This window comes from Mycobacterium ahvazicum (assembly GCF_900176255.2).
In the GTDB taxonomy this organism is placed as follows: domain Bacteria; phylum Actinomycetota; class Actinomycetes; order Mycobacteriales; family Mycobacteriaceae; genus Mycobacterium; species Mycobacterium ahvazicum.
In genome coordinates this window covers 132,280-153,031 of sequence record NZ_FXEG02000005.1, presented here as the reverse complement: position 1 = coordinate 153,031, position 20,752 = coordinate 132,280, and the positions used below count along the sequence as shown (strand labels likewise).

The window sequence follows — 20,752 nt, the reverse complement described above, 5'->3', positions numbered from 1 at the left end:
AGAACCACCCCCACTTTATTTCGCCGGTTTGACCTTGGCCATCGCCAGCACGTCTAGCCGGCGGTCCAGTTCCTCGATCGACAACTTGTCGCCGATCAGGCCGCGGTCGATCACGGTCTGACGGATCGTCTTGCGCTCCTTGAGCGCTTGCTTGGCTACGGCGGCGGCTTCCTCGTAGCCGATGGCCGAGTTCAAGGGGGTCACGATCGACGGCGACGACTCCGCCAACTCGCGCAGGTGCCCTTCGTTGGCCTTCAGGCCGACGATGCAGCGCTCGGCGAACAACTTCGACACGTTGCTCAGCAGCTTGAACGACTCCAAGATGTTGCGGGCCATCATCGGGATGTAGACGTTGAGTTCGAACGCGCCCGACAAACCGCCGACCGCGACGGCGGCGTCGTTGCCGATCACCTGGGCGGCCACCTGCGTAACCGCCTCTGGCAGAACCGGATTGACCTTGCCCGGCATGATCGAGCTACCCGGCTGCAGATCCGGCAGCTGAATCTCGCCCAAACCGGTCAGTGGCCCGGAGCCCATCCAGCGGATGTCGTTGGCGATCTTGGTCAGTGACACGGCGATGGTGCGCAGCGCACCGGACGCCTCCACCAGTCCGTCGCGCGCCGCCTGAGCCTCGAAAGAGTTTGTCGCCGTGCGCAATTCGGCCAGGCCTGTCGACGCGACCAGCGCCTCGACCACCTTGGCGCCGAAGCCGTCGGGAGCGTTGAGCCCGGTGCCCACCGCGGCCCCGCCGATGGCCAGCTCGCCGAGGCGCGGCAGCGTGGCGCGCACCCGCTCGATCCCCGCCTCGATCTGTCGGGCGTAGCCGCTGAATTCCTGGCCGAGCGTGACCGGGACGGCGTCCATCAAGTGGGTGCGGCCCGACTTGACCACGGTGTGCCACTCGCGTGCCTTGGTCGCCAGCGCGTCGTGCAGTATTTCCAGCGCCGGGATCAGGTGGCGCACGGCGGCTTCGGTCGCCGCGATATGGGTGGCGGTCGGGAAGGTGTCGTTGGACGACTGCGACATGTTGACGTCGTCGTTGGGGTGCACCGTGACGCCGTTGGCGGCCGCGATGGACGCGATCACTTCATTGGTGTTCATGTTGGAGCTGGTGCCCGAGCCGGTCTGGAAGACGTCGATCGGGAACTGGTCGTCGTGTTTGCCGTCGGCGATCTCGGCCGCCGCGGCGATGATCGCGTCGGCCTTCTCCGGCGCCAGCAGCCCCAGGTCGGAGTTGACCTGTGCGCAGGCGCCCTTCAGCAGGCCCAACGCGCGGATCTGAGTGCGCTCGAGGCCCCGGCCCGAAATCGGAAAGTTCTCCACAGCGCGCTGGGTTTGCGCTCGCCACAACGCTTTTGCGGGTACACGTACCTCGCCCATGGTGTCGTGCTCGATGCGATATTCGGCGCTTTCGGCCATGAATTAGTTCCTCTTCGTTGGGGTGTGCTAATCGCGGTTACGGCAGGGGGTAGGCAGCGGTACTGTCGCCGGTGAAGTCGATCGCGGAGTATTCGTTGAGCTTCGAAAGCCGGTGGTAGGCCTCGATCATGCGAACGGTTCCCGATTTGGACCGCATCACGATCGATTGGGTGGTGCAACCGCCCGGGTAGTACCGGACGCCCTTGAGCAGATCGCCGTCGGTAACCCCGGTGGCGCAGAAGAAGACGTTCTCGCCGGACACCAGATCCTCGGTGGTCAGGATCTGGTCCAAGTCGTAGCCGGCGTCGAGCGCCTTGCGGCGTTCGGCGTCGTCGCGCGGCGCCAGTTGCGCCTGGATTGCCCCGCCCATGCAGCGGATCGCCGCGGCGGCGATGATCCCCTCCGGGGTGCCGCCGATGCCGGCCAGCATGTCGGTTCCCGATTGGGGCCGACACGCCGAGATGGCCCCGGCGACGTCGCCATCGGTGATCAGCCGGATGCGGGCACCGGTGGAGCGGGCGTCTTCGATGAGCTGACTGTGCCGCGGCCGGTCCAGGATGCACACGGTCATGTCCCGCACCGAAAGATCCTTGACCTTGGCGACCGCGCGGATGTTGTCGGCGATCGGCGCGGTGATGTCCAGCACGTGGGCGGCTTCGGGCCCGACGGCGATCTTGTTCATGTAGAACACCGCCGACGGGTCGAACATCGCTCCGCGATCGGCCACCGCCAGCACCGAGATGGCGTTGGGCATGCCCTTGCTCATCAGCGTGGTGCCATCCACCGGGTCCACGGCGAAGTCGCAGTCTGGGCCGTCGCCGTTGCCGACCTCTTCGCCGTTGTAGAGCATCGGCGCCTCGTCTTTTTCGCCTTCTCCGATGACGACGACCCCGCGCATGGACACCGAGTTGACCAGTTCACGGATCGCGTCGACGGCCGCACCGTCGCCGCCCTCCTTGTCGCCACGGCCGACCCAGCGGCCGGCGGCCATCGCGCCGGCCTCGGTGACCCGGACCAGTTCCAGGGCCAGGTTGCGGTCTGGGGCCTCGCGACGTGCCCGTACCTGCGGGTCGGAGCCCGCGGACGCGGTCGAAGACGAACCGGATCCGGCCGATGCTGTCATGGTTGCTGATTCTCCCAGAAGCTGATCGGTCCGCTGGATCTGGGCTGTGGCTGCCAACGGCGGGCTGGGATACTGGTGGGGTGACCGACGAGCAGCCCTCCAGTATCCCGGCCGAGCAGGCCGGTGAGCCGGTGCCGGCCGCCAGGCCCGCCAAACCCCGGTTGCTGCAGGACGGCCGCGACATGTTCTGGTCGCTGGTGCCGCTGGTGATCGGATGCATCCTGCTGGCGGGCATGGTCGGGATGTGTTCGTTCCAGCCGACCGGGCCGAACAAGGGCGCGATTCCGTCGTACGACGCGGCGTCTGCCCTGCGTGCCGACGCTCAGACGCTGGGCTTTCCGATCCGGATGCCGCGGCTGCCCGAGGGCTGGCAGCCCAACTCCGGCGGCCGCGGCGGCATCGAGAACGGGCGGATGGCCAATGGTCAGCGCCTGGCCGCGGCCACCTCGACGGTGGGATACATCGGACCCACCGGAATGTATCTGAGCCTGACGCAGAGCAACGCCGACGAGGACAAGCTGGTCGGCTCGATCCATCCGTCGGCGTATCCGACCGGCACGGTCGACGTCGGGGGAACGAACTGGATTGTCTATCGCGGTTCCGGTGACAGCGGTGCCGACGCCGAGCCGGTCTGGACCACCAGGCTGACCAGCCCGGGCGGAACCGCCCAGATCGCGATCACGGGTGCCGGAAACACCGATCAGTTCCGTACGCTGGCGGCGGCGACGCAGTCGCAGTCGCCCCTGCCGACCAGCCGATAGGAGCGACGCGCGTGAACGCACCCGAAGCGGATTTGTCCGGGTGGGTGGTGGCACCGTTCACCGGTGGCGGCTACACCCATGACGTCTACCGCAAGGGCGCCGGGCCCGGAGTGGTGTTGATTCCCGAGATCCCCGGGATCCATCCCGGGGTGCTGGGCCTGGGCAATCACTTGGTGGACAACGGATTCACCGTCGCCATCCCGTCGCTGTTCGGCGTGCCGGGCAGGGCCAAGACGACCGGGTCCATCGTGGAGGTCATCGCGCGGACTTGTGTGGCAAAGGAATTCGCGGCCTTTGCGACGAACAAGGAGCGGCCGGTGTCGCAGTTTCTGCGTGCGCTGGCCCGTGATCTCAAGGCGTCGACCGCAAGTAAAGGCGTCGGCGTGATCGGCGAATGTTTCACCGGCGGCTTCGCGCTGGCCGCCGCCGTCGACGACAGCGTGCTGGCGCCGGTGCTCAGCCAACCGTCGGTGCCGTTTCCACTCGGCCGGACGCGGCGCAGCGATCCGGGCCTCAGTGAGTCGGAGCTGGCGGTCGTCGCCCGTCGTGCGGCCGATGAAGGTCTGTGCGCCATGGGCCTGCGTTTCAGCGAGGATCCGGTGGTGCCCGCCGAACGGTTCGCGGCGCTCAAGCAGCGGCTCGGCGACGCGTTCGAGGTGATTGAGATCGACTCGAGTCCCGGCAACGCACACGGCTTCGCAAAGTCGGCGCATTCGGTGCTGACGTCCGAGGTTCGCGAAGTCGACGGCCATCCGGCGTACGAGGCCCGCAAGCGGGTCGTCGAATTCCTCACTGAGCGGCTGACTTAACTCCCGGCTTGTTGCCAGTGCGGCGTGGCAGCCAGCCGCGGCGCGCGGGTGGGTCGTCGTCCGGGTTTACCAGCTCGACGTCCTGATAGACCGCCAGGTAGACGTCAAGAGTCGTCACGATCAGGATCATCAGCACCGGGCCGATGACGATGCCCCAGGGTCCGAACATGGCGATACCGGCGAACACCGATAGCAGGAACAGCGCCGAATTCAGCCGGGCGTCGCGCGGTACCAGGACGGGGCGCAAAACGTTGTCGATGTTGGTGACCACCAGCAGATGCCACAAGATCACGAATGCACCACCGAATATGTTGCCGTAGAACAGCATTCCGATGCCGAATGGCATCGTCACGATGCCGCCACCCAACGGAATGATCGACAGGGCGGTGAGCAGAATCGCGAAAATGAAGAAACCGTGGTGGAATCCGGCGATGTAGATCGACCCGGCGCCCGCGACACCTTGACACAGTGCGATAACGAACTGACCGAACACGGTGCCGCGCACCATCGCACCGGTCTTCTTCAGATACAGATCGGTGACTTCCTCCCCCAGCGGGTTGAGCTGACCGAGCAACGTGCGCAAGCTCTCTCGATGCACCAGCAGTGCGAGAAAAAGGTAGAGAAAGATGATCCCGTTCGTGATGGCACCGAAGGCGCTCCCCGCAGCACCCTGTAAGGCGTGCAGCAGTCCTTGACCGATGTTCTGCGCGCCGGTGACCATCGCCTTTCGCAGCATCTCCGCATTAATCGTGATGTGCAGGAACGGAACTCGAGCCGCCAGGTCGTTGACGATGTGCAGGACTTTGTCACCGAGCCCGCTGAGGTCGGTGGTCTTGACCCACCCGGAAATGCTGTCGATCATCCGGGAGACCTGGACGACGGCCAGCACGATGAACAGACCAACCGGCACGATCACCATCGCGAGCGCCGACAACAACGTGAAGGTTGCCGACAGGCCGGTGCCGAAGCGCTTGTTGAACCAATTGAACAGTGGCGTGAACAAATACGCGCCGACGGCGGCGACCACGATCAACACGAAATAGTCGCGCAGGAAGTACGCGCCGAACAGCAGCGCGATCAATGTGACTACCGCCAGCGCACGCTTTTGAGTGAGCGTGAATTCGGTGTTCATAGCCAACCCGCCGCCCTCCACGTCGCCGTTGAGCTGAACCTTAGCCTTGCCCGATAGCGGTCGCGTCGTATGGCCGTCTACCGAGATCGGTTAGCTGCTCAGGCTAGTGCGCATGTCGGCGCGGCGCTAACGAGTCGTTTGTTGCCCCTGTGTGTTTGAGCTTCAGCATCGGGCCGGGTTAGTTGGTTGGTGGTGGTTGGGGTTGGAAGGGTTGGTACCACCACCAGTGGGCGCGTTCGCCGGTGGGTCCGGGGCACGGACCAGGAACCTACCGCTGGACCGAAGCCCTGAACACCTTCGCCATCCAATTCCCCGACCGACTCCCCCTATGACCCCAAAGATAAACGGCTACAACAACTTACACAGTTATCTTGACACGCCCGCTGGCGGACCGTGGCGACCTCGGCCAGCCCCGCATAGTGCTCATCAGATCCCTGACCGGCGCCGGCGGCGATGACGCCGACCTGATCCAGCGACAGCCGACCCTCAGCCATCCCGGCCGCACACCGCGGGAACTCCTCGAGCCGGCCCGCGATCGTGGTGATCGTGTGGGCATTCGCCGAGGACAGGGCCAGCTTCCAGCCCAGCAACGCCGCCACCGAGCGCGCACCGGTCGCCCCGCACAGCTCGTCGCGCTCGATCTCGGCAGCGATCTCCACGATGCGCCCATCAATGGCATTGCGCTGACCCGCTAACTCCGCCAACTCCTCGAACAACACCCCCAGACGATCCGGCGGACGCGATTCAACGACGCTCGGCGAGGCGGTCAACGACATAACGACATCATCGCGACCACCACCGACAAATCCCGGCCGCTCAGATCCCGCGCCGCACCCGCCTCGCGTCCTTATCCACAGTCACGGGTTTGTCCACAGACTCTGCCGACTATCGGCCGCCGCGGTTGGTTCGCTGGCAGGAGCGGCGCGCTATCGCTTGGTGCCGGCTTTGGCCGCCTCGGCCTGCCTCTTCATCTGGCCGAACATCTCGACGTAATAGGGCAGGCACTCGTCCAACGCCTTCTCGGTGGTGAACAGCGGCTGGTAGCCCAGGTCGCGAGACGCCTTGGCAACCGAGAAGAAGTTGTCCAGGTACAGCCGCTCGACGGCCAACGGCTCCAGGAGTGGCGCGGGAATTCCGAACCGGAAGTGCATCCGCTGCCAGCCGGTCATCGCCGCGCGGACGACGGGGCCGTTGACCCGAATTCGCGGCCAAGGCTGCCCGCACGCTTCCACGACCGGCCGGGCGAACTCAAACATGTTGATCGGGTCGTCGTCGTTGATGAAGTACGCCTGACCGGGCGCGGTGCCGCCGGGTACCAGATGCTGAGCGGCCAGAATGAAGCCGTGAATCAGGTTGTGCACGTAGGAGTTATCCAGCCGGGCCGACTTGCGACCGATCAGCACCTTGACGTGGCCGGCGATCACGCTCTCAAACAGCTTGCGGAACATCGTCTGGTCGCCGCGGCCCCAGATGCCACTGGGTCGGATCGCGCAGGTGAGCATGCCGTCAACGCCGTTCTGGGACAACACGAATCGCTCCGCGACGACCTTGGTCTCGGTGTACAGGTCGTTGAATCGCGTGGTGTAGGGCAGGGTTTCGTCGCCGCCGACGATGGGCTGGCCGCCCATCACGACGCTGTTGGACGACGTGTAGACGAACCGCTGCACGCCCGCGGCACGCCCCGCTTCCACCAAGTTCTGGGTGCCGCCGACGTTGATCGCAAAGCTGCGCTGACGGTACTCGTCGGTCACCGACGCGCCGCCCATCAGCTCGATGATCGCCGCAGTGTGGAATACCGTGTCGATGCCGTCGACGGCCTGCGCGCAGACGTCCTTGTCGGTGATGTCGCCCTGCAGCACTTCCAGGTGCGAATGCGGAGGAAGTGGCGACGGCGCGCGGTCGAAGGAACGCACCGAGTATCCGCGGTCGAGCAAGGTGGTCACCAGGTTGGCGCCGACAAACCCGGAGCCGCCGGTGACCAGGACGCGGCCGAGTTCGGTTGTCAGTGAAGGATCACCCATGCCGGACAGGATAACTGAAACACGTTACAGTTTTGCACAATTCAGCCAAGTCGCTTTGCATAGACGGTTCCATCTACGTCTCGTCGCTCTGCCCGGACGCCAGCGCATCCTCCACTCGCTTGCGAGCGCCAGCTAAGTGTTCTTCGCATCGTTTAGCCAGCTGCTCGCCTCTTTCCCACAGCTTTAGCGACGCATCGAGGTCAAGCCCGCCCTGCTCGAGAAGGCGCACGACTTCGATCAGCTCGTCGCGGCAAGATTCATAGCCGAGTTGACTAATGGGCGTAACCAATTCGGCCTCCGCCTGGTCCACACCGTCGCCTTTGTCATTGACCATCGGTCAGTCCCTCACTCACCGCCGCTACGGCGCCGTCGGAAACGCGCACCCGCAACCGGGTACCGGCCGGCGCCTCGTCGACCGAGCGCAGCACGTGCATGGCGTCGGGGGAGCCGTCCACCGGAACGGCCTGCACCACCGCGTACCCGCGGGCCAGAGTCGCTGCCGGGCCCAGCGTGGCCAGCCGGGCGGACAGGTGGCCGACGCGATCGGATTCGGCGGCGACCAACCGGGTGATGTCGCGGCGTACCGCCGAGCGGGCGCGGTGGATCTCCTCGGTGCGAGCGGTCAACGCCGCCAGCGGCTCGGCCAGCACCGGGCGGCTGCGCAACTGAGCCAGCGCCCGCTGTTCGCGCGACACCCAATTGCGCAGTGCCTGGGCGCTGCGCCGGCGCAGGTCGGCAATCCCGCGCTGCTCCGCGGCGGTGTCCGGGACCACCCGCTTGGCCGCGTCGGTCGGGGTGGCCGCACGCAGATCGGCGACCAGGTCGCAGAGCGGGTTGTCGGGCTCATGGCCGACGGCGCTGATCACCGGCGTACGGCAGGCCGCGATCGCGCGGCACAGAGTCTCGTCGGAGAACGGCAGCAGGTCCTCGACGCTGCCGCCGCCGCGGGCCAGCACGATCACGTCGACTTCGGCGTGCCGATCGAGCTCGAGCAGCGCCTCGACGATCTGCGCGACCGCGTTGGGCCCCTGCACGGTGGTGTTGCGCACCGCGAAACGCACTGCGGGCCAGCGCGCTGCGGCCACCGTCGTCACGTCGCGCTCAGCGGCACTGGCTCGGCCGGTTATCAACCCGATCATGTTCGGCAGGAAAGGGATTGGGCGTTTGAGTCTCGGGTCGAACAGGCCCTCGGCGTCCAGTAGCCGGCGCAACCGTTCGATGCGGGCCAGTAGCTCGCCGACGCCGACGGCACGAATCTCGTTCAGCCGCAACGAGAATGTGCCACGCCCCGTGTAGAACGAGGGCTTTCCGCAGACCACCACCTGGGTGCCCTCGGCCAACTTCACCGGTGCGTTGAGGACCAGGTCCCGCGGACACGTCACGGTCAGCGACATGTCGGCGGCCGGGTCACGCAGCACCATGAACACGGTCTTGGAATCGGCCCGAATGTTGATCTGGGCCAATTGTCCTTCAACCCACACGGTTCCGAGCTTGTCGATCCAGCCCGCAACCCGGATCGCGACGGCGCGAACCGGGAACGGGTTCTCGGCCGAGTTCGCCTCCGAATTCGCCGGCCGGGTCACTTCGCGGACGCGCGGGTGATCCTGTTGGCCAGCAACGTCTGAAACGGTGCCCGGGCCTTGGTGGCCTGCTCGTAGGCCAGCAGGGCTTCGAGGTCGTCCACGCTCAACGACTGCACCCGGGCCCGCAGCTGGGCCAGTGTCAGCGCCTGATAGTCGAGTTCGGCCGCCACCGACGGCGCCGGAACTTCTGTGGCGGCCGTTGACTTCTTCGCCTGCCCGGTGGGCTTGACCAGCGCGCTGGCGTCTTCGTGCGCCTCGGCCACCGAGTACAGCGCGAAGCGCCCCTCGGCCCGGCGATCGCCGCCGGCGCCGTCGGGCAATTCGGCGAAACTTCCGCCCGAGTTGTCCAAGGCGACGTCGGTGTCCTCGTCGAACGTTGCCCATTCCGGGTTTTCGTCTTTGGGAGGAAATATGGATTCCAGAGTGGAATCACCCTTGATCACCAGCTCCGCGAGATTCTGCTGAAAACGCATCACGATGTGAGCGACCTCACTGGCCAACGTCATCGGGTACATCAGGATGGTCTTCGGCAGTCTGATGGTCTCTTCGACGGCGACTGTCGCCGCGCCGACCAGTAGCCGAACTCCGTACGGTGCAGAAGCCATGAGTCCAAGATTGCCTTAAGCAACGGCTAACTCCAAGCCCAGCGCCGCGCGCTGGCGACCCCGTGTCGGCGGAACGTACCCTGGAGCACATGCCTCCGACTGTCGACATGGGGATTCCCGGTGCGTCCAGCTCGGTAGCCGCCGATCCGGCCCGGAAGCGCGTGCTGTTGGCCGAGCCCCGTGGCTACTGCGCGGGTGTGGATCGGGCCGTCGAAACGGTCGAGCGTGCGTTGCAGAAGCACGGTGCCCCGGTCTATGTCCGCCACGAGATCGTGCACAACCGCCACGTCGTCGACACCCTGGAGAAGGCCGGCGCGGTGTTCGTCGAGGAGACCGATGAGGTCCCCGAGGGCGCCATCGTGGTGTTCTCCGCCCACGGGGTGGCGCCGACCGTGCACGCCGCGGCCGCCGCACGCAACCTGCACACCATCGACGCCACCTGCCCCTTGGTTACCAAGGTGCACAATGAGGCCCGGCGCTTCGCCCGCAACGACTACGACATTCTGCTGATCGGCCATGAGGGCCACGAGGAAGTCATCGGCACCGCCGGCGAGGCGCCCGACCATGTGCAGCTGGTCGACGGGGTGGCGTCGGTCGACAACGTGACGATCCGCGACGAGAACAAGGTGGTGTGGCTGTCGCAGACCACGCTGTCGGTGGACGAGACCATGGAGATCGTCGAGCGGTTGCGGCAACGCTTTCCGAAGCTGCAGGATCCGCCCAGCGACGACATTTGCTACGCGACCCAGAACCGTCAGGTCGCGGTCAAGGCGATGGCGCCGGAATGCGAGCTGGTGATCGTCGTCGGGTCCCGCAATTCGTCGAACTCGGTGCGGCTGGTGGAAGTGGCGCTCGGCGGCGGAGCGACGGCCGCTTACCTGGTCGACTGGGCCGACGACATCGACCCGGCCTGGCTGGCGGGCGTCACGACGGTGGGGGTCACGTCCGGAGCGTCGGTTCCCGAGGTGCTGGTGCGCGGCGTGCTGGAGCGCCTCGCCGAATCCGGCTTTGACATGGTGCAACCGGTGACGACGGCGCAGGAGACGCTGGTCTTCGCACTACCCCGCGAGATCCGCTCGATGCTCTGACTTTCCCGCTCACGGGACGGGCCTTAGGCGTCGTACTCCCAGGATTCGGCCGGGGGACGCTCCTGGGGACGACCATTCGCCCGTGACCGACTGCGGCGATCCCCGCGCCGTTCGTCCGACGGACCCGACCCGCGGTAACGGACCTGCGAGATCGGGTGGTGTGACGGGTTTGAGCCATTCGTCCCGCTCGCCGCGGCGTGACGGCGCCGGGGCTCCGAGGCGGGTTGATAGGACTCGTACGGCTCGTAGGACGGGTAGCGGCGCAACGGCTCCGACGGTTCGTACCTGTCGTAGTCCTCGTAGCGACCGCCGCGCGGAGCCGGGCGCTCGTAGGGATTGCGGCGGCTGCGCGGGTCCCGACGGCCTTCCCGTTGCGCTTCGCCGCGCTGGTCAAGATCGTCCGGTCGCGGACGGCGCCGCGCGGACCGGCGCGGCGAGTCGGCGGGGTCGTAGTCGCGCGGCGGGGTCTGGCGCCGCCGGCGGGGTCGCTCGGCTGCCGGGTCGTACTCTTCCTCCGCCGACGGGCGGGCATGCCGGGACCGGCTTCGGGCCGAACTTGCCGCGGACCGGCCGCTGCGCTCCGTGCGGCCGCTTCTGGCCGAGGTTTTCGTGGAGCGGCGCTCCGCATCGACGGGTTCTTCTTCGTCGGCCTCGTCGTCCGACGACGCGACGCCCAGCAGCGAGTTCAGTTTCGCGCTGATGGCCCGCAGGAAGGGCGACTTCTCGGCGACGGTCGCGGTCGCGGTGTCTTCAGTCGCGTCGCCCGCGGCCGGCCGCCGCGACATCCCCAGGTACCAGCGGATCAGTCCGATCAGCAAGACGCCACCGGCGGCGCCCAGCATCAAGGGGAAACGCTCGATGAGCGGATAGCCGCAGTTGATCAGCAGGTCTTTGAGGCTGCCGATTTTGCCGCCGTGGAACAGCCAGTAGGCGCCCGGTACCGCGCAGAAAAGGATCAGCGGCGGCTGGATGACCGCGGTGAACAAGCCTTCCTGGCGCACGGCCAGCACGGCCAGCACACAGCCCGCTATATAGAGGCACGCGAAGATGCCGGTCAGCTCCTTGTGACCGAATCCGGAGTCGATGCCATACCCGATGGCAGTCGCGGTAACGGCGATGAGCAGGGCTATCCACGACGGCACTCCCGGAATGCCCGGGTAGATCGAGCGATGGGCAGCTTCTACTGCCGAGGTTCCCCGCTGCGCTGACACATGTAGACCGTACCGGCAATGAGCGAAAACGCCCGTAAATACCTTGTTAGGGATGCCGGGCGTGCCACGGGCGTCGCGCACGCTGGACCCAATTGGCCGGCGGACGTCGAGTGTGGGCTGTAAGCACGGGAAACGCCGTGGATTCCTACATAAGCCCCACACTCACCGGCTCGAAACACGGCAGCTAGTCGAGTGAGCGCGGCGCGGAGCCCTAAACTTGGTTCCCCGTGAGCCTGAGCCTGGGAATCGTGGGCCTGCCCAATGTGGGCAAGTCGACACTGTTTAATGCCCTGACCCGCAACAACGTGGTCGCGGCCAACTACCCTTTCGCGACGATCGAACCGAACGAGGGCGTGGTGGCGCTGCCCGATCCGCGCCTGGACAAGCTGGCCGAGATGTTCGATTCCGAGAAGATCGTGCCGGCGCCCGTGACGTTCGTCGACATCGCGGGAATCGTGAAGGGTGCGTCCGAGGGTGCCGGGCTCGGGAACAAGTTCCTGGCCAACATTCGCGAATGCGACGCGATTTGCCAGGTGGTGCGGGTGTTCGCCGACGACGATGTCGTGCACGTCGACGGCAAGGTCGATCCGAGCTCCGACATCGAGGTGATCGAGACCGAGCTGATCCTCGCCGACATGCAGACCTTGGAGAAGGCCGTTCCGCGGCTGGAGAAGGAAGCCCGAAGCAACAAGGAGCGCAAGCCCGTGCACGAGGCGGCCGTCGCCGCCGAGGCCGTGCTGGACTCGGGCAAGACGCTGTTTGCGGCCGGTGTTGACGTGTCAGCGCTGCGTGAGCTGAACCTGATGACCACCAAGCCATTTCTGTACGTGTTCAACGCCGACGAGTCGGTGCTCACCGACGAGGACCGCAAGGCCGAGTTGCGCGCGATGGTCGCACCTGCCGACGCGGTGTTCCTCGACGCGAAGATCGAGGCCGAGCTCCAGGAGCTCGACGACGAGTCGGCCGCTGAGCTGCTGGAGTCCATCGGGCAGACCGAGCGCGGACTAGATGCGTTGGCGCGAGCCGGGTTTCACACTCTGAAGCTGCAGACCTACCTGACGGCCGGTCCAAAAGAGGCGCGAGCGTGGGTGATTCATCAGGGCGATACCGCGCCTAAGGCGGCCGGGGTGATCCACACCGATTTCGAGAAGGGCTTCATCAAGGCCGAAATCGTGTCCTACGACGACCTGATCGAGGCCGGGTCGATGGCGGCGGCCAAGGCGGCCGGCAAGGTCCGGATGGAGGGCAAGGACTACGTGATGGCCGACGGCGACGTGGTCGAATTCCGGTTCAACGTCTAGATCGCGGGTCTCACGACCTCCTGCATCCCCGATGAAGGTGCGGCCGTTCGATCAACGGCTTGACCCTCCCGTAACGGGAGGGCCCACGCTGGTGTTGTACGGCAATTCGACGTCACAATGCCAAGGAGGAAGCAATGACCACACAACTCGCACTGGACCCCGTGATCACGGCGCACATCGCGGCGATCAACAGCTTCGACGTGGACGCCATCATGGAGACATTCGCCGAAGATGCACTCGTCAACGACTTCTCGCGGGAGTTCTGGGGCCGTGACCACATCCGCGCGTTCATCGCCAAGGAGTTTGTCGGCGACCGCGTCACGGTGGAACCCGTCGGGATCGTCGACAACGCCGGGATGTTGTGCGTTCGGTGCCGCTACGACGGTGACTATGACAAGACCGGATTACCCGATCCGTTGATCATGACCAACTACTTCCGGCTGCGCGACGGCAAGATTGTCAGCCTCTTCGTCATCAAGAACACAGAACCACAGTATTGACCTGACCAGGGGGCCGCTTCCTGCCGGGGAGCGGCCCCTGACCCGGAGCCGCAATGAGTACCACGATTTCCGTTGGGCAGTTCGCGACGATGACCCATCTCAGTGTCAAGACGCTGCACCATTACCACCACGTCGGACTACTCGAGCCGGTACACGTCGATAGCGAGACCGGCTACCGCTACTACTCCCTTGATCAACTGCCGACCGCTCAACTGATCCGACGACTACGGGACTTACGGATGCCGGTCGCCGACGTCCGAGACGTTCTGGTCGCTCAGGACGCCGGCGAACGCGAATCCTTGATCGCAACCCATATCGATCGTCTCGAAGCCGAGCTGGCACAGACGAAGGCCGCGGTCACTTCGCTTCGTGCTCTGCTGAACAACGCGGCGAGTCCGCTGCCGGTGTACCGGCGCACCGAGTCGACTATCCCGGCGATCGCCATCACCGCCGTTGTCGATCCCATCGACATCGAAAAGTGGTGGCGCGCAGCCCTATCCGATGTTCGCCGGGCTGTGCGGACTGGTCGGTTCGATCAAACCGGGCCTGCCGGCGGGATGTACGACGAGAGCCTGTTTCGACATGAACCAGGCCAGGCGACCGTGTTTGTCCCCGTCGCCGCACCGCGACGACTGGGGCTCGTCGAACCCATCGTCGTGCCCGCCGCTGAGGTTGCCGTGACGGTTCATCACGGTGCAATCGCCGACATCGACCTCGCCTACGCCGAGCTTGGCAGCTACATAGCCGGCCAGGGCCTCGCCGTCGGACCGCGCATCCGGGAGTATTACCACTGCGATCATTCGCACACGCCGGACCAGACCAAATGGAGAACCGAAGTCGCGTGGCCCATCACCGATGTCCTCTCGCCCAGAGCATGAACTCTCCCGCTGAGAGCCTCGTCGCAACGTTGTGACGTTGTTCGGCAGCGGCATTCGGTCGAATTCCGGTTCAACGTCTAGCCGAGTTCCGGTTCCAAGACTTGTCGGGGGGCGCACCTAGCATCGGCTCGCCGAGCCCATCCGCCGACTATTCAGTGCGCCCCCGAGGAGAGGTCCCGATGAGACTGGTTTCGATCCGCGTCATCACTGCCGATGTCAAACGGCTGGTCGCCTTCTACGAGGTGGTCACCGGCGTCACCGCCGTCTGGGGTAACGAACTCTTCGCGGAGATTCCGACACCCGTCGCGGCGCTGGCCATTGGCAGCGACAAGACCGTTCCCCTGTTTGGGCAGGGATCTGCTGAGCCGGCGGCCAACCGAAGCGCAATCGTCGAGTTCATCGTGGACGACGTCGACGCCGAATACGAGCGACTTCGCGAGCAGCTCTCCGACGTGGTCACCGAGCCGACGACGATGCCATGGGGAAACCGCGCGCTGTTGTTCAGGGACCCCGACGGCAATCTCGTGAACCTGTTCACCCCGGTGACTGACGCGGCACGCGCCAAGTTCGGGGTGTGACGCCGACCGCAGACGTGGTGGTGTTCCGCTTCACCATCTCAATTGATGATCTCGCCGCGCTCGTCCGCCCGGATCGCGGCCAATCGGTCGTGCCATGCCTGCAGTGCTTCGGGAGACAGCCGTGTCCAATCGTCGACTACTGCGATAACCCGAAGCGGTTCGCGGGTGCGATAGGAGCGGGTTGGATTGCCGGGGAACTTTTTGTCGGTGACGTTCGGATCGTTCTCGAACTCACCGGTCGGTTCGACGAGATACACCCGCGGCGTGCCGTCGCCGGCCGCGAGCTCGGCTGCCAGCCCGGCACCGTCGCGCAGGGCGGTGAAATAGACGTGGTTCATGATGATTTCCGGCCGGTAGTTGGAACGAAAGCCCGCGGTGAGCAGGTCTCCAACCCTGAGTTCAGCCTTTGTTCCGTGATAAAACGGGCCTGAGTCCAGCACCGCATCCATCGCCTCAGGCTAAGGGATCTAACGAAGGTGAGCCCTTTTGAGGCCCATCGACTCTAGAGCGGTGCGCGTTGAGCGGCTACCTGTTGAAGGTACCCAGTTCAGACGTCACTGCTTCCAGAAGAGGAGGGCCGAGATGGTCGAGCCCGCCATTCGCACGGCCGCTGAACGCGAGAATGTCGCATCCGAGCGAGAACGAATTGCCTTTGAGCGTGAGGGCATTGCCGCGGAACGCGAACACCTGGCGTTTGAGCGCGAGCAGGTGGCGCAGACCCGAGAGCTGCTGGCCCTGAGCAGAGAGAAACTGACTGAGGGTGTGGAACGCTTGGCGGCCTTTTTGGAGGCACGTGATCGCGTGGCTGATCGTCGGCAGGCGGTGGCCGATGAGCGCGAACGGATCGCAAACGAGCGTGAGGCGCTCGCGGATGAACGAGAGCGTCTTGCAGACGAACGAGAGGTCTCCGCGGGCCTTCGCGAACTGTCCCAAGAGGGCGGTGTTCGCGGTGTTCGCAACCACACGAAAAGGGCGGAGCAAATGGCTGAACGCCAGCGTGCCGCCGCGCTGCGCGAGGAAGCCGAAGTGGAGCGCGAGCGGGCCGCCAGCGAGCGCGAGCTGGCGAAGTTGGCGGTGGAAAGAGAACTCCAGCGGTCCGCCGAAGCTCGGGTCGAATCCGACGAGTGAAGAGTGCGCTGTCGGTACCCACGCCGATCGGCTAGTCCCGTGGAATGGGGGCGAACACTAGCGGTGCGGCCGCGGGCCGACCATCCTTAGGAGATGTCGACGGACAAGCATGCGAGACCGTGGATTCGGCTGCTGGCGGGTGGCGCTCTGACCTTGTCGGCTTTCGGATTGGCGGACGGCGGCGCCCAAGCGGCCCCCGCGCCCGCGCCCAGCAACCACTGGTGCCCTGGTCAACAATGGGATCCGGCCTGGGGCACCAACTATCACTGGGACTGGAATCAGTGCCACGATTGGCAAGGTCCGGCGCCGGCCGGTTGGGGACCCTGGGGTCCCCCGCCGCCGTGGGCGCCGCCCGCTCCGCCGCCACCGGCGTGGGCGCCTCAGGCCCACCTGATGTGGAACCCGACCACCGGTGTGTGGGGCTTCTTCAACAACGGAATATGGACGCCGGTCTAGCGGATTTGTTGGGGAGCCATGATGCGGTGGCGAGGGGTCCATCATGTCGAGTTCGCGGTACTGGACTATGACGACTCGATCGCGTTCTACGACGCATTGTTCGGCTGGCTTGGCTACAGCAGCTTCTCGACGCTGAACATGGAGTACCAGTCGACCTACTACATGACGCGTAATACCAACCCGCACAGCTACATTGGTATCCAGCCGGCCCGTACCGGCGCAAAGCTGACGCACGGCGAGCAAGCGGTCGGTATCAACCACATTGCGTTGTGGGCCCGCAGCAGGAAAGAGGTCGACCGTTTTCACCGTGACTTCTTGCGCACGCGCGATGTGCACGTCACCGACGAACCCAAGGAATACCCGCAGTACTGGCCGGGCTACTACGCGGTGTTCTTCGACGATCCGATCAACGGTATCCATTGGGAACTGGCCTGGCTGCCGAAAGTCCCTACGCCTGGCCAAGTTTGGTCGTTCTATCGCGCGATTCGTTGCTTCGCCAAGAGCCGGGCGGATCTGGCGAGAACGGTGCCCGCAGTGTTGTGGCAGGCGAGACGAACGCTGCCGGGCCGATGAGTAGAGTCGCCCCATGGCGCTGCGCTATGTCGACCCGAGTGTGGAGTACGACCGCTGGTATCGAGTGTTGGAACGCTTCGGGCGCTCGCGAGCCGGTGGCTTCATGGCGCGACATCTGTTCTGGCACATCGACCCGTGGCTGTATCGCGCAACCCGTGGCCGTTACCCGGCCATCCTGGGCGGGATCTCCGCAGCGCCGTTGATCAGCACGGGCGCCAAGTCGGGTCAGCCGCGTGAGCACCAACTCGCGTACTTTCACGACGGGTCTGACGCGATCGTGGTCGCCTCGTATCTGGGGGAACCACGGAATCCGGCGTGGTTTTACAACCTGAAGGCGCATCCCGGATGCCGGTTCGGCGACCAGGACTTCGTCGCGGTGGAGGTCACCGATCCCGACGACTACGAGCGCCTGTATGCGCTTGCCGAGCATGTCTGCGTCAACTACGCCGATTACCGCATCAAGGCCGCCGCTCTCGGGCGACGGATTCCGGTCTTCCGCCTCAAGCCCGTCGAGGCGGCAGCGCTAGGGTGAGCTGCGCTCCGCGATGGCGGCACCGAGACACCCGACGAGCTGGAGCGCCGGGCCTCGACTCTGGACGAGCGGCAAAGTGGGCTGGCCGGGCGTGAGCAAAAGCGGCTGCAGCGCGTCGATGAAAGCGAAAAGGGCCGGGACCGCGAGTAAACATGTTTCGCGAAATATGCATTCTCGTGACTTATTTGCTGTAGATGCGGTGTAGGCCATTATTTAATTGACACGTGACGCGCGCCACAAATTTTGGCTTGCTAACTAGCTTGTTGCTAGTGTCCCTCCGCATGATTGTTCTTGCATCGTTGATGTCGCTGATCAATCAGGTATCAGGGACGCCCTATATTGTGGGTGGAGATTCTCCTGCGGGTACCGATTGTTCGGGGCTGGTCTCGTGGGTTGTCAATGCCGCAACCGACAGACCGGTTTACGGAAACCGATTTAACACTGGAAATGAAGAAGCCGCGCTATTGGCACGGGGTTTTCAATATGGAACGGCGCCCAACGCGTTGGTCGTCGGCTGGAACGGTGGCCACACGGCTGTGACCCTGCCGGACGGCACGCCGGTGTCCAGCGGCGAGCGGGGCGGGGTGCACGTTGGTGGGGCCGGCGCTTACCAGCCCGGATTCACCCATCACATGTTCCTGCCGATGCCTGCGGACGGTGACGGCGCTCCCGTGGGGCTGCCCGGTCTGCCGCCTGGACCGCCGGACGCGCCGCCTCCGCCGGACGCGCCGCCTGCGCCGCCCGGCGCGCCGCCCGTATTGGTTGGCGCTGTTGCGCCCGATATGCCGCCTCCGCCGGCTCCGGAATTGCCTCCTCCCGGCGATCCCGGAATTCCAAGTCGATAAAGGATTGCATCGTGCGTGCGTTATCTATTTGCAGAATCAGCTTGCGAACGTGGATCTCGCTGATCGCATTAGGCGCATGGCATAAGCGGGCCATCAGTGAAGTAATCGATAACATCCCATCGCTGTGGGCTGCGTCACATCTGGCTCGGGGTCGGAGTAAATGCGATTAGCGCATATCAATGCAAAGTCCGCCTAGAAGTCGATTAAGACATCTAGGCGGACTTTGCTATTGCGGCGGAGAGTGGCGGCGGCCACGTCGACAGCGAGCACTCCAAGCAGGTGAGTTGCCGCGGGCCCGGAAGCCCACGCCCATCAGTCAGACGGCAGGCTGGTCGGAGATGGGGGAGATGGCGGTCGGCTAGCCGAGAGCCACTTCGATTTCTTCGCCCAGCGCGAATCCCGGCGCCAGCGGCAGTGTGTCGCCACTCCAGAACGAGCCCGGGTCAAAGTAATTCGAGTACTTCTGGGTGTTGAGCAATCCCATCTCCTCGTACGTGATCGCCACCGTCTCGGCGCAGTACGCCGTTTCCAGGCCCATGCGCTGACGTTCCTTGCGTCGCTGCGTCGACTCCTGAACCTTTTTGTCTACGAAGGGGATCCCCTTCATCCAGTCGTAGGCGGTCGGTAGCCGGCCCCGAAACCACCGGCCGGTCAGGCGCGCGGTGGTCGGAAACGCGGTGCCGTCCATCCGCGCGATCACGCGCAGCAGCTTGTCCTCTTGTTCGCGGGTGGGGTGCGGCGTCAGCTGGCGCAGCCAGCACCGTTGGTGGTAGCGCTCACTCCACTGCAGGACGGCCTGGTGCAGATCGTTGAGCTGCACACCGCGGTGGTTCGTCGCGGTCCACAGGTCGACGAGCTTGTCACCCAGTTCGGCATGCCAGATCAGCGGCGGCAGGTCGTCGATGGCCACGGTCATGCCGACGTGGTTCACCGGACTGTTCGTCAGGGTCTGAATGGCACGATCGGGTCTCGAACCGCCGCGGAACAACCAGAGGTCGCCGGTCCGGGTCTCGTTCAGCGCTTGCTGCAGCGTCAGCATGTAAGTCCGCTCATCGCTTGGGGTTTCGCTTACTTCTTCGGAAATGCTTCACGCGCGAGCTTGCGCGCCGTGGCTGCCGCGGGATATCCCGGGTCGCCGCTGCGGTGACGACGGCGACCTTGTCGCGAAGGGTGTCCATAGCGGTAATAGCGTGTCAAGTATGCGCAGCATTTGGAAGTGGATCGGCCTGGCCGGCGTCGCCGGTGTCGTTGCCGGGGGTGCGCTGGTGGTGCGCGATCAACGCAAACGCCGCGCCTACACCCCCGACGAGATTCGCTCCCGGCTGCATCAGCGGCTGGCCGAGTCCGATACTCAGGGTGAGGGCTCCACGGCGAACAATCGGTAACTGCCCGAAAATCCCTTCAGCTCGACGTCGCGGCCCTCGTCGAAGCAGATGTCGTCACAGTCGCGCAGCGCGTCTCGCACCGACTGGCTCACCAGGATCTCGCCCCCGACGGCTTGCGCCGCGACCCGTGCCGACATCGCGACGTTGCGTCCGAACAGGTCGTCGCCGCGGCGCACCGAGCGGCCCATGTGAATACCGATTCGCACGCGAATCTCCTGGTGCCGCTTGCGTTTTGCGTCCCGGCGCAGCTCTTGTTGAAGTTCGATGCCACAACGCACCGCCTGTTCGGCGCGGGCGAAGGCGATCATGAAGCCGTCGCCCTGGCTCTTGACCACATGACCGCAGTGGCGCTTCACCAACCCGGAGACGAGCTTGTCGTGCGAGCTGATCAGCTTGACCCAGGCGCGGTCGCCGATCCGCTCGTTGAGAGCGGTGGATTCCTCGATGTCGGAGAACAGAATCACCACCCGCCCGTCGGGAGTGACCCGGGCGAGATCGGGCCGCTCGACCTCGGCCCAGTCGGCGAGGTCTTCGATGTTGCTGCGTACCGCCGCGCCAAAGCCCTCCTTGCGCATCACGTTGGCGGTGTTCCACATCGTCTTGACGGCCTCGCGACCACCGGATATCAGCCAATTACGGGCGTCGGCACGTTGCCTTAACTCCTCGGCTTCCTCCCGGCTACGCACCAGCAACCTGAACATCACACCAAGTGCGCAGGCTTCGATCACGGCAACTCCGGCTAGGACGTAGACCGCGATGTGCAGTGCATCACCCACGTCACGCATCCTTGCAAAGCGTGCGATGGCTTCCGGTTGTCGGCCCTA

Annotated in this window: 23 protein-coding genes and 3 pseudogenes; 14 read left to right on the top strand and 12 right to left on the bottom strand. The window is 65.1% G+C overall.

The window, feature by feature from the left end; genetic code table 11:
• Nucleotides 1-15: 15 nt before the first annotated feature.
• Nucleotides 16-1,419 carry a class II fumarate hydratase gene (locus MAAFP003_RS21725; RefSeq protein ID WP_096289780.1) on the bottom strand — a complete coding sequence of 468 codons (1,404 nt, stop codon included), beginning with the start codon at nucleotides 1,417-1,419 and terminating at the stop codon, nucleotides 16-18.
• Nucleotides 1,420-1,456: 37 nt separating this feature from the next.
• A complete protein-coding gene (glpX, locus tag MAAFP003_RS21720) occupies nucleotides 1,457-2,542 on the bottom strand; it encodes a class II fructose-bisphosphatase (RefSeq protein WP_103175421.1) in 1,086 nt (361 codons plus the stop codon).
• A gap of 80 nt (nucleotides 2,543-2,622) precedes the next feature.
• Here glpX and MAAFP003_RS21715 point away from each other — a divergent pair, with 80 nt between their 5' ends.
• On the top strand, nucleotides 2,623-3,303 hold the full coding sequence (locus MAAFP003_RS21715) for a DUF4245 domain-containing protein (RefSeq protein ID WP_423790932.1): 681 nt from the start codon (nucleotides 2,623-2,625) through the stop codon (nucleotides 3,301-3,303).
• Between the two features lie 11 nt (nucleotides 3,304-3,314).
• A complete protein-coding gene (locus MAAFP003_RS21710; RefSeq protein WP_096289779.1) occupies nucleotides 3,315-4,112 on the top strand; it encodes a dienelactone hydrolase family protein in 798 nt (265 codons plus the stop codon).
• On the opposite strand, the pseudogene MAAFP003_RS21705 reads toward MAAFP003_RS21710, so the two are convergent.
• From MAAFP003_RS21705 to MAAFP003_RS21680, 6 genes and pseudogenes are all read right to left on the bottom strand, one after another.
• Nucleotides 4,089-5,244 (bottom strand): annotated as a pseudogene (locus MAAFP003_RS21705) (AI-2E family transporter); the annotation flags it as partial. The gene MAAFP003_RS21710 and the pseudogene MAAFP003_RS21705 sit on opposite strands and share 24 nt — an antisense overlap.
• A gap of 383 nt (nucleotides 5,245-5,627) precedes the next feature.
• Nucleotides 5,628-6,020: pseudogene (locus tag MAAFP003_RS21700) on the bottom strand (DUF222 domain-containing protein); the annotation flags it as partial.
• A gap of 150 nt (nucleotides 6,021-6,170) precedes the next feature.
• On the bottom strand, nucleotides 6,171-7,277 hold the full coding sequence (locus MAAFP003_RS21695; protein WP_096289777.1) for a 3-beta-hydroxysteroid dehydrogenase: 1,107 nt from the start codon (nucleotides 7,275-7,277) through the stop codon (nucleotides 6,171-6,173).
• Nucleotides 7,278-7,338: 61 nt separating this feature from the next.
• Nucleotides 7,339-7,599 (bottom strand): exodeoxyribonuclease VII small subunit, encoded by a 261-nt coding sequence (locus tag MAAFP003_RS21690; RefSeq protein ID WP_096289776.1) that lies wholly within the window; start codon nucleotides 7,597-7,599, stop codon nucleotides 7,339-7,341.
• The gene (gene xseA / locus MAAFP003_RS21685; protein ID WP_096289775.1) at nucleotides 7,589-8,848 is read right to left on the bottom strand and encodes an exodeoxyribonuclease VII large subunit; all 1,260 of its coding nucleotides are present in this window, start codon (nucleotides 8,846-8,848) and stop codon (nucleotides 7,589-7,591) included. Before xseA ends, MAAFP003_RS21690 begins: the two co-directional genes overlap by 11 nt.
• Nucleotides 8,845-9,453, bottom strand: a complete 609-nt coding sequence (locus tag MAAFP003_RS21680) for a lipid droplet-associated protein (RefSeq protein WP_096289774.1) — start codon at nucleotides 9,451-9,453, stop codon at nucleotides 8,845-8,847. The genes xseA and MAAFP003_RS21680 overlap by 4 nt, the downstream gene beginning before the upstream one ends.
• An 89-nt stretch (nucleotides 9,454-9,542) precedes the next feature.
• Here MAAFP003_RS21680 and MAAFP003_RS21675 point away from each other — a divergent pair, with 89 nt between their 5' ends.
• On the top strand, nucleotides 9,543-10,541 hold the full coding sequence (locus tag MAAFP003_RS21675; protein ID WP_096289773.1) for a 4-hydroxy-3-methylbut-2-enyl diphosphate reductase: 999 nt from the start codon (nucleotides 9,543-9,545) through the stop codon (nucleotides 10,539-10,541).
• Nucleotides 10,542-10,564: 23 nt separating this feature from the next.
• Here the strand turns inward: MAAFP003_RS21675 and MAAFP003_RS21670 are convergent, their stop codons facing one another.
• Nucleotides 10,565-11,752, bottom strand: coding sequence for a DUF6542 domain-containing protein (locus tag MAAFP003_RS21670; protein WP_096289772.1), 1,188 nt, complete (start codon nucleotides 11,750-11,752; stop codon nucleotides 10,565-10,567).
• A gap of 227 nt (nucleotides 11,753-11,979) precedes the next feature.
• Between MAAFP003_RS21670 and ychF the strand changes: the two genes are divergently transcribed.
• From ychF to MAAFP003_RS21650, 4 genes are all read left to right on the top strand, one after another.
• A complete protein-coding gene (ychF, locus tag MAAFP003_RS21665; protein WP_096289771.1) occupies nucleotides 11,980-13,053 on the top strand; it encodes a redox-regulated ATPase YchF in 1,074 nt (357 codons plus the stop codon).
• Nucleotides 13,054-13,187: 134 nt separating this feature from the next.
• On the top strand, nucleotides 13,188-13,553 hold the full coding sequence (locus tag MAAFP003_RS21660; RefSeq protein ID WP_096289770.1) for a nuclear transport factor 2 family protein: 366 nt from the start codon (nucleotides 13,188-13,190) through the stop codon (nucleotides 13,551-13,553).
• A gap of 53 nt (nucleotides 13,554-13,606) precedes the next feature.
• The gene (locus MAAFP003_RS21655) at nucleotides 13,607-14,431 is read left to right on the top strand and encodes a MerR family transcriptional regulator (RefSeq protein ID WP_096289769.1); all 825 of its coding nucleotides are present in this window, start codon (nucleotides 13,607-13,609) and stop codon (nucleotides 14,429-14,431) included.
• Between the two features lie 179 nt (nucleotides 14,432-14,610).
• Nucleotides 14,611-15,009, top strand: coding sequence for a VOC family protein (locus MAAFP003_RS21650; protein ID WP_096289768.1), 399 nt, complete (start codon nucleotides 14,611-14,613; stop codon nucleotides 15,007-15,009).
• A 38-nt stretch (nucleotides 15,010-15,047) separates the two neighbouring features.
• On the opposite strand, the gene arr is transcribed toward MAAFP003_RS21650, so the two are convergent.
• Nucleotides 15,048-15,458, bottom strand: coding sequence for an NAD(+)--rifampin ADP-ribosyltransferase (gene arr / locus MAAFP003_RS21645; protein WP_096289767.1), 411 nt, complete (start codon nucleotides 15,456-15,458; stop codon nucleotides 15,048-15,050).
• A gap of 133 nt (nucleotides 15,459-15,591) precedes the next feature.
• On the opposite strand from arr, the pseudogene MAAFP003_RS30150 reads away from it, so the two are divergent.
• The 6 genes and pseudogenes from MAAFP003_RS30150 to MAAFP003_RS30145 form a co-directional block, all read left to right on the top strand.
• Nucleotides 15,592-15,882 (top strand): annotated as a pseudogene (locus tag MAAFP003_RS30150) (hypothetical protein); the annotation flags it as partial.
• 108 nt (nucleotides 15,883-15,990) lie between these two features.
• A complete protein-coding gene (locus MAAFP003_RS29260; RefSeq protein WP_165796466.1) occupies nucleotides 15,991-16,137 on the top strand; it encodes a hypothetical protein in 147 nt (48 codons plus the stop codon).
• A 93-nt stretch (nucleotides 16,138-16,230) separates the two neighbouring features.
• Nucleotides 16,231-16,593, top strand: coding sequence for an Mtp family mycobacterial-type pilin (locus MAAFP003_RS21635; protein WP_096289765.1), 363 nt, complete (start codon nucleotides 16,231-16,233; stop codon nucleotides 16,591-16,593).
• 21 nt (nucleotides 16,594-16,614) lie between these two features.
• Nucleotides 16,615-17,166 (top strand): VOC family protein, encoded by a 552-nt coding sequence (locus tag MAAFP003_RS21630; protein WP_096291327.1) that lies wholly within the window; start codon nucleotides 16,615-16,617, stop codon nucleotides 17,164-17,166.
• 13 nt (nucleotides 17,167-17,179) lie between these two features.
• A complete protein-coding gene (locus MAAFP003_RS21625; RefSeq protein ID WP_096289764.1) occupies nucleotides 17,180-17,698 on the top strand; it encodes a nitroreductase/quinone reductase family protein in 519 nt (172 codons plus the stop codon).
• A 536-nt stretch (nucleotides 17,699-18,234) separates the two neighbouring features.
• The gene (locus tag MAAFP003_RS30145) at nucleotides 18,235-18,543 is read left to right on the top strand and encodes a hypothetical protein (RefSeq protein WP_423790931.1); all 309 of its coding nucleotides are present in this window, start codon (nucleotides 18,235-18,237) and stop codon (nucleotides 18,541-18,543) included.
• A gap of 358 nt (nucleotides 18,544-18,901) precedes the next feature.
• Here MAAFP003_RS30145 and MAAFP003_RS21615 read toward each other — a convergent pair whose 3' ends face one another.
• The gene (locus MAAFP003_RS21615) at nucleotides 18,902-19,582 is read right to left on the bottom strand and encodes a guanylate cyclase (RefSeq protein WP_096289762.1); all 681 of its coding nucleotides are present in this window, start codon (nucleotides 19,580-19,582) and stop codon (nucleotides 18,902-18,904) included.
• A gap of 160 nt (nucleotides 19,583-19,742) precedes the next feature.
• On the opposite strand from MAAFP003_RS21615, the gene MAAFP003_RS21610 reads away from it, so the two are divergent.
• A complete protein-coding gene (locus tag MAAFP003_RS21610; protein ID WP_096289761.1) occupies nucleotides 19,743-19,928 on the top strand; it encodes a hypothetical protein in 186 nt (61 codons plus the stop codon).
• Here MAAFP003_RS21610 and MAAFP003_RS21605 read toward each other — a convergent pair.
• On the bottom strand, nucleotides 19,895-20,713 hold the full coding sequence (locus MAAFP003_RS21605; protein WP_096289760.1) for an adenylate/guanylate cyclase domain-containing protein: 819 nt from the start codon (nucleotides 20,711-20,713) through the stop codon (nucleotides 19,895-19,897). The genes MAAFP003_RS21610 and MAAFP003_RS21605 overlap by 34 nt on opposite strands.
• Nucleotides 20,714-20,752 lie beyond the last annotated feature (39 nt).

Coding starts and splice junctions, on each gene's coding strand:
- MAAFP003_RS21725 (WP_096289780.1), bottom strand. CDS start 1,419: ATGGCCGAAAGCGCCGAATATCGCATCGAGCACGACACCATGGGCGAG.
- glpX (WP_103175421.1), bottom strand. CDS start 2,542: ATGACAGCATCGGCCGGATCCGGTTCGTCTTCGACCGCGTCCGCGGGC.
- MAAFP003_RS21690 (WP_096289776.1), bottom strand. CDS start 7,599: ATGGTCAATGACAAAGGCGACGGTGTGGACCAGGCGGAGGCCGAATTG.
- MAAFP003_RS21680 (WP_096289774.1), bottom strand. CDS start 9,453: ATGGCTTCTGCACCGTACGGAGTTCGGCTACTGGTCGGCGCGGCGACA.
- MAAFP003_RS21675 (WP_096289773.1), top strand. CDS start 9,543: ATGCCTCCGACTGTCGACATGGGGATTCCCGGTGCGTCCAGCTCGGTA.
- MAAFP003_RS21660 (WP_096289770.1), top strand. CDS start 13,188: ATGACCACACAACTCGCACTGGACCCCGTGATCACGGCGCACATCGCG.
- MAAFP003_RS21655 (WP_096289769.1), top strand. CDS start 13,607: ATGAGTACCACGATTTCCGTTGGGCAGTTCGCGACGATGACCCATCTC.
- MAAFP003_RS21650 (WP_096289768.1), top strand. CDS start 14,611: ATGAGACTGGTTTCGATCCGCGTCATCACTGCCGATGTCAAACGGCTG.
- arr (WP_096289767.1), bottom strand. CDS start 15,458: ATGGATGCGGTGCTGGACTCAGGCCCGTTTTATCACGGAACAAAGGCT.
- MAAFP003_RS29260 (WP_165796466.1), top strand. CDS start 15,991: ATGGCTGAACGCCAGCGTGCCGCCGCGCTGCGCGAGGAAGCCGAAGTG.
- MAAFP003_RS21635 (WP_096289765.1), top strand. CDS start 16,231: ATGTCGACGGACAAGCATGCGAGACCGTGGATTCGGCTGCTGGCGGGT.
- MAAFP003_RS21630 (WP_096291327.1), top strand. CDS start 16,615: ATGCGGTGGCGAGGGGTCCATCATGTCGAGTTCGCGGTACTGGACTAT.
- MAAFP003_RS21625 (WP_096289764.1), top strand. CDS start 17,180: ATGGCGCTGCGCTATGTCGACCCGAGTGTGGAGTACGACCGCTGGTAT.
- MAAFP003_RS21615 (WP_096289762.1), bottom strand. CDS start 19,582: ATGCTGACGCTGCAGCAAGCGCTGAACGAGACCCGGACCGGCGACCTC.
- MAAFP003_RS21610 (WP_096289761.1), top strand. CDS start 19,743: ATGCGCAGCATTTGGAAGTGGATCGGCCTGGCCGGCGTCGCCGGTGTC.
- MAAFP003_RS21605 (WP_096289760.1), bottom strand. CDS start 20,713: ATGCGTGACGTGGGTGATGCACTGCACATCGCGGTCTACGTCCTAGCC.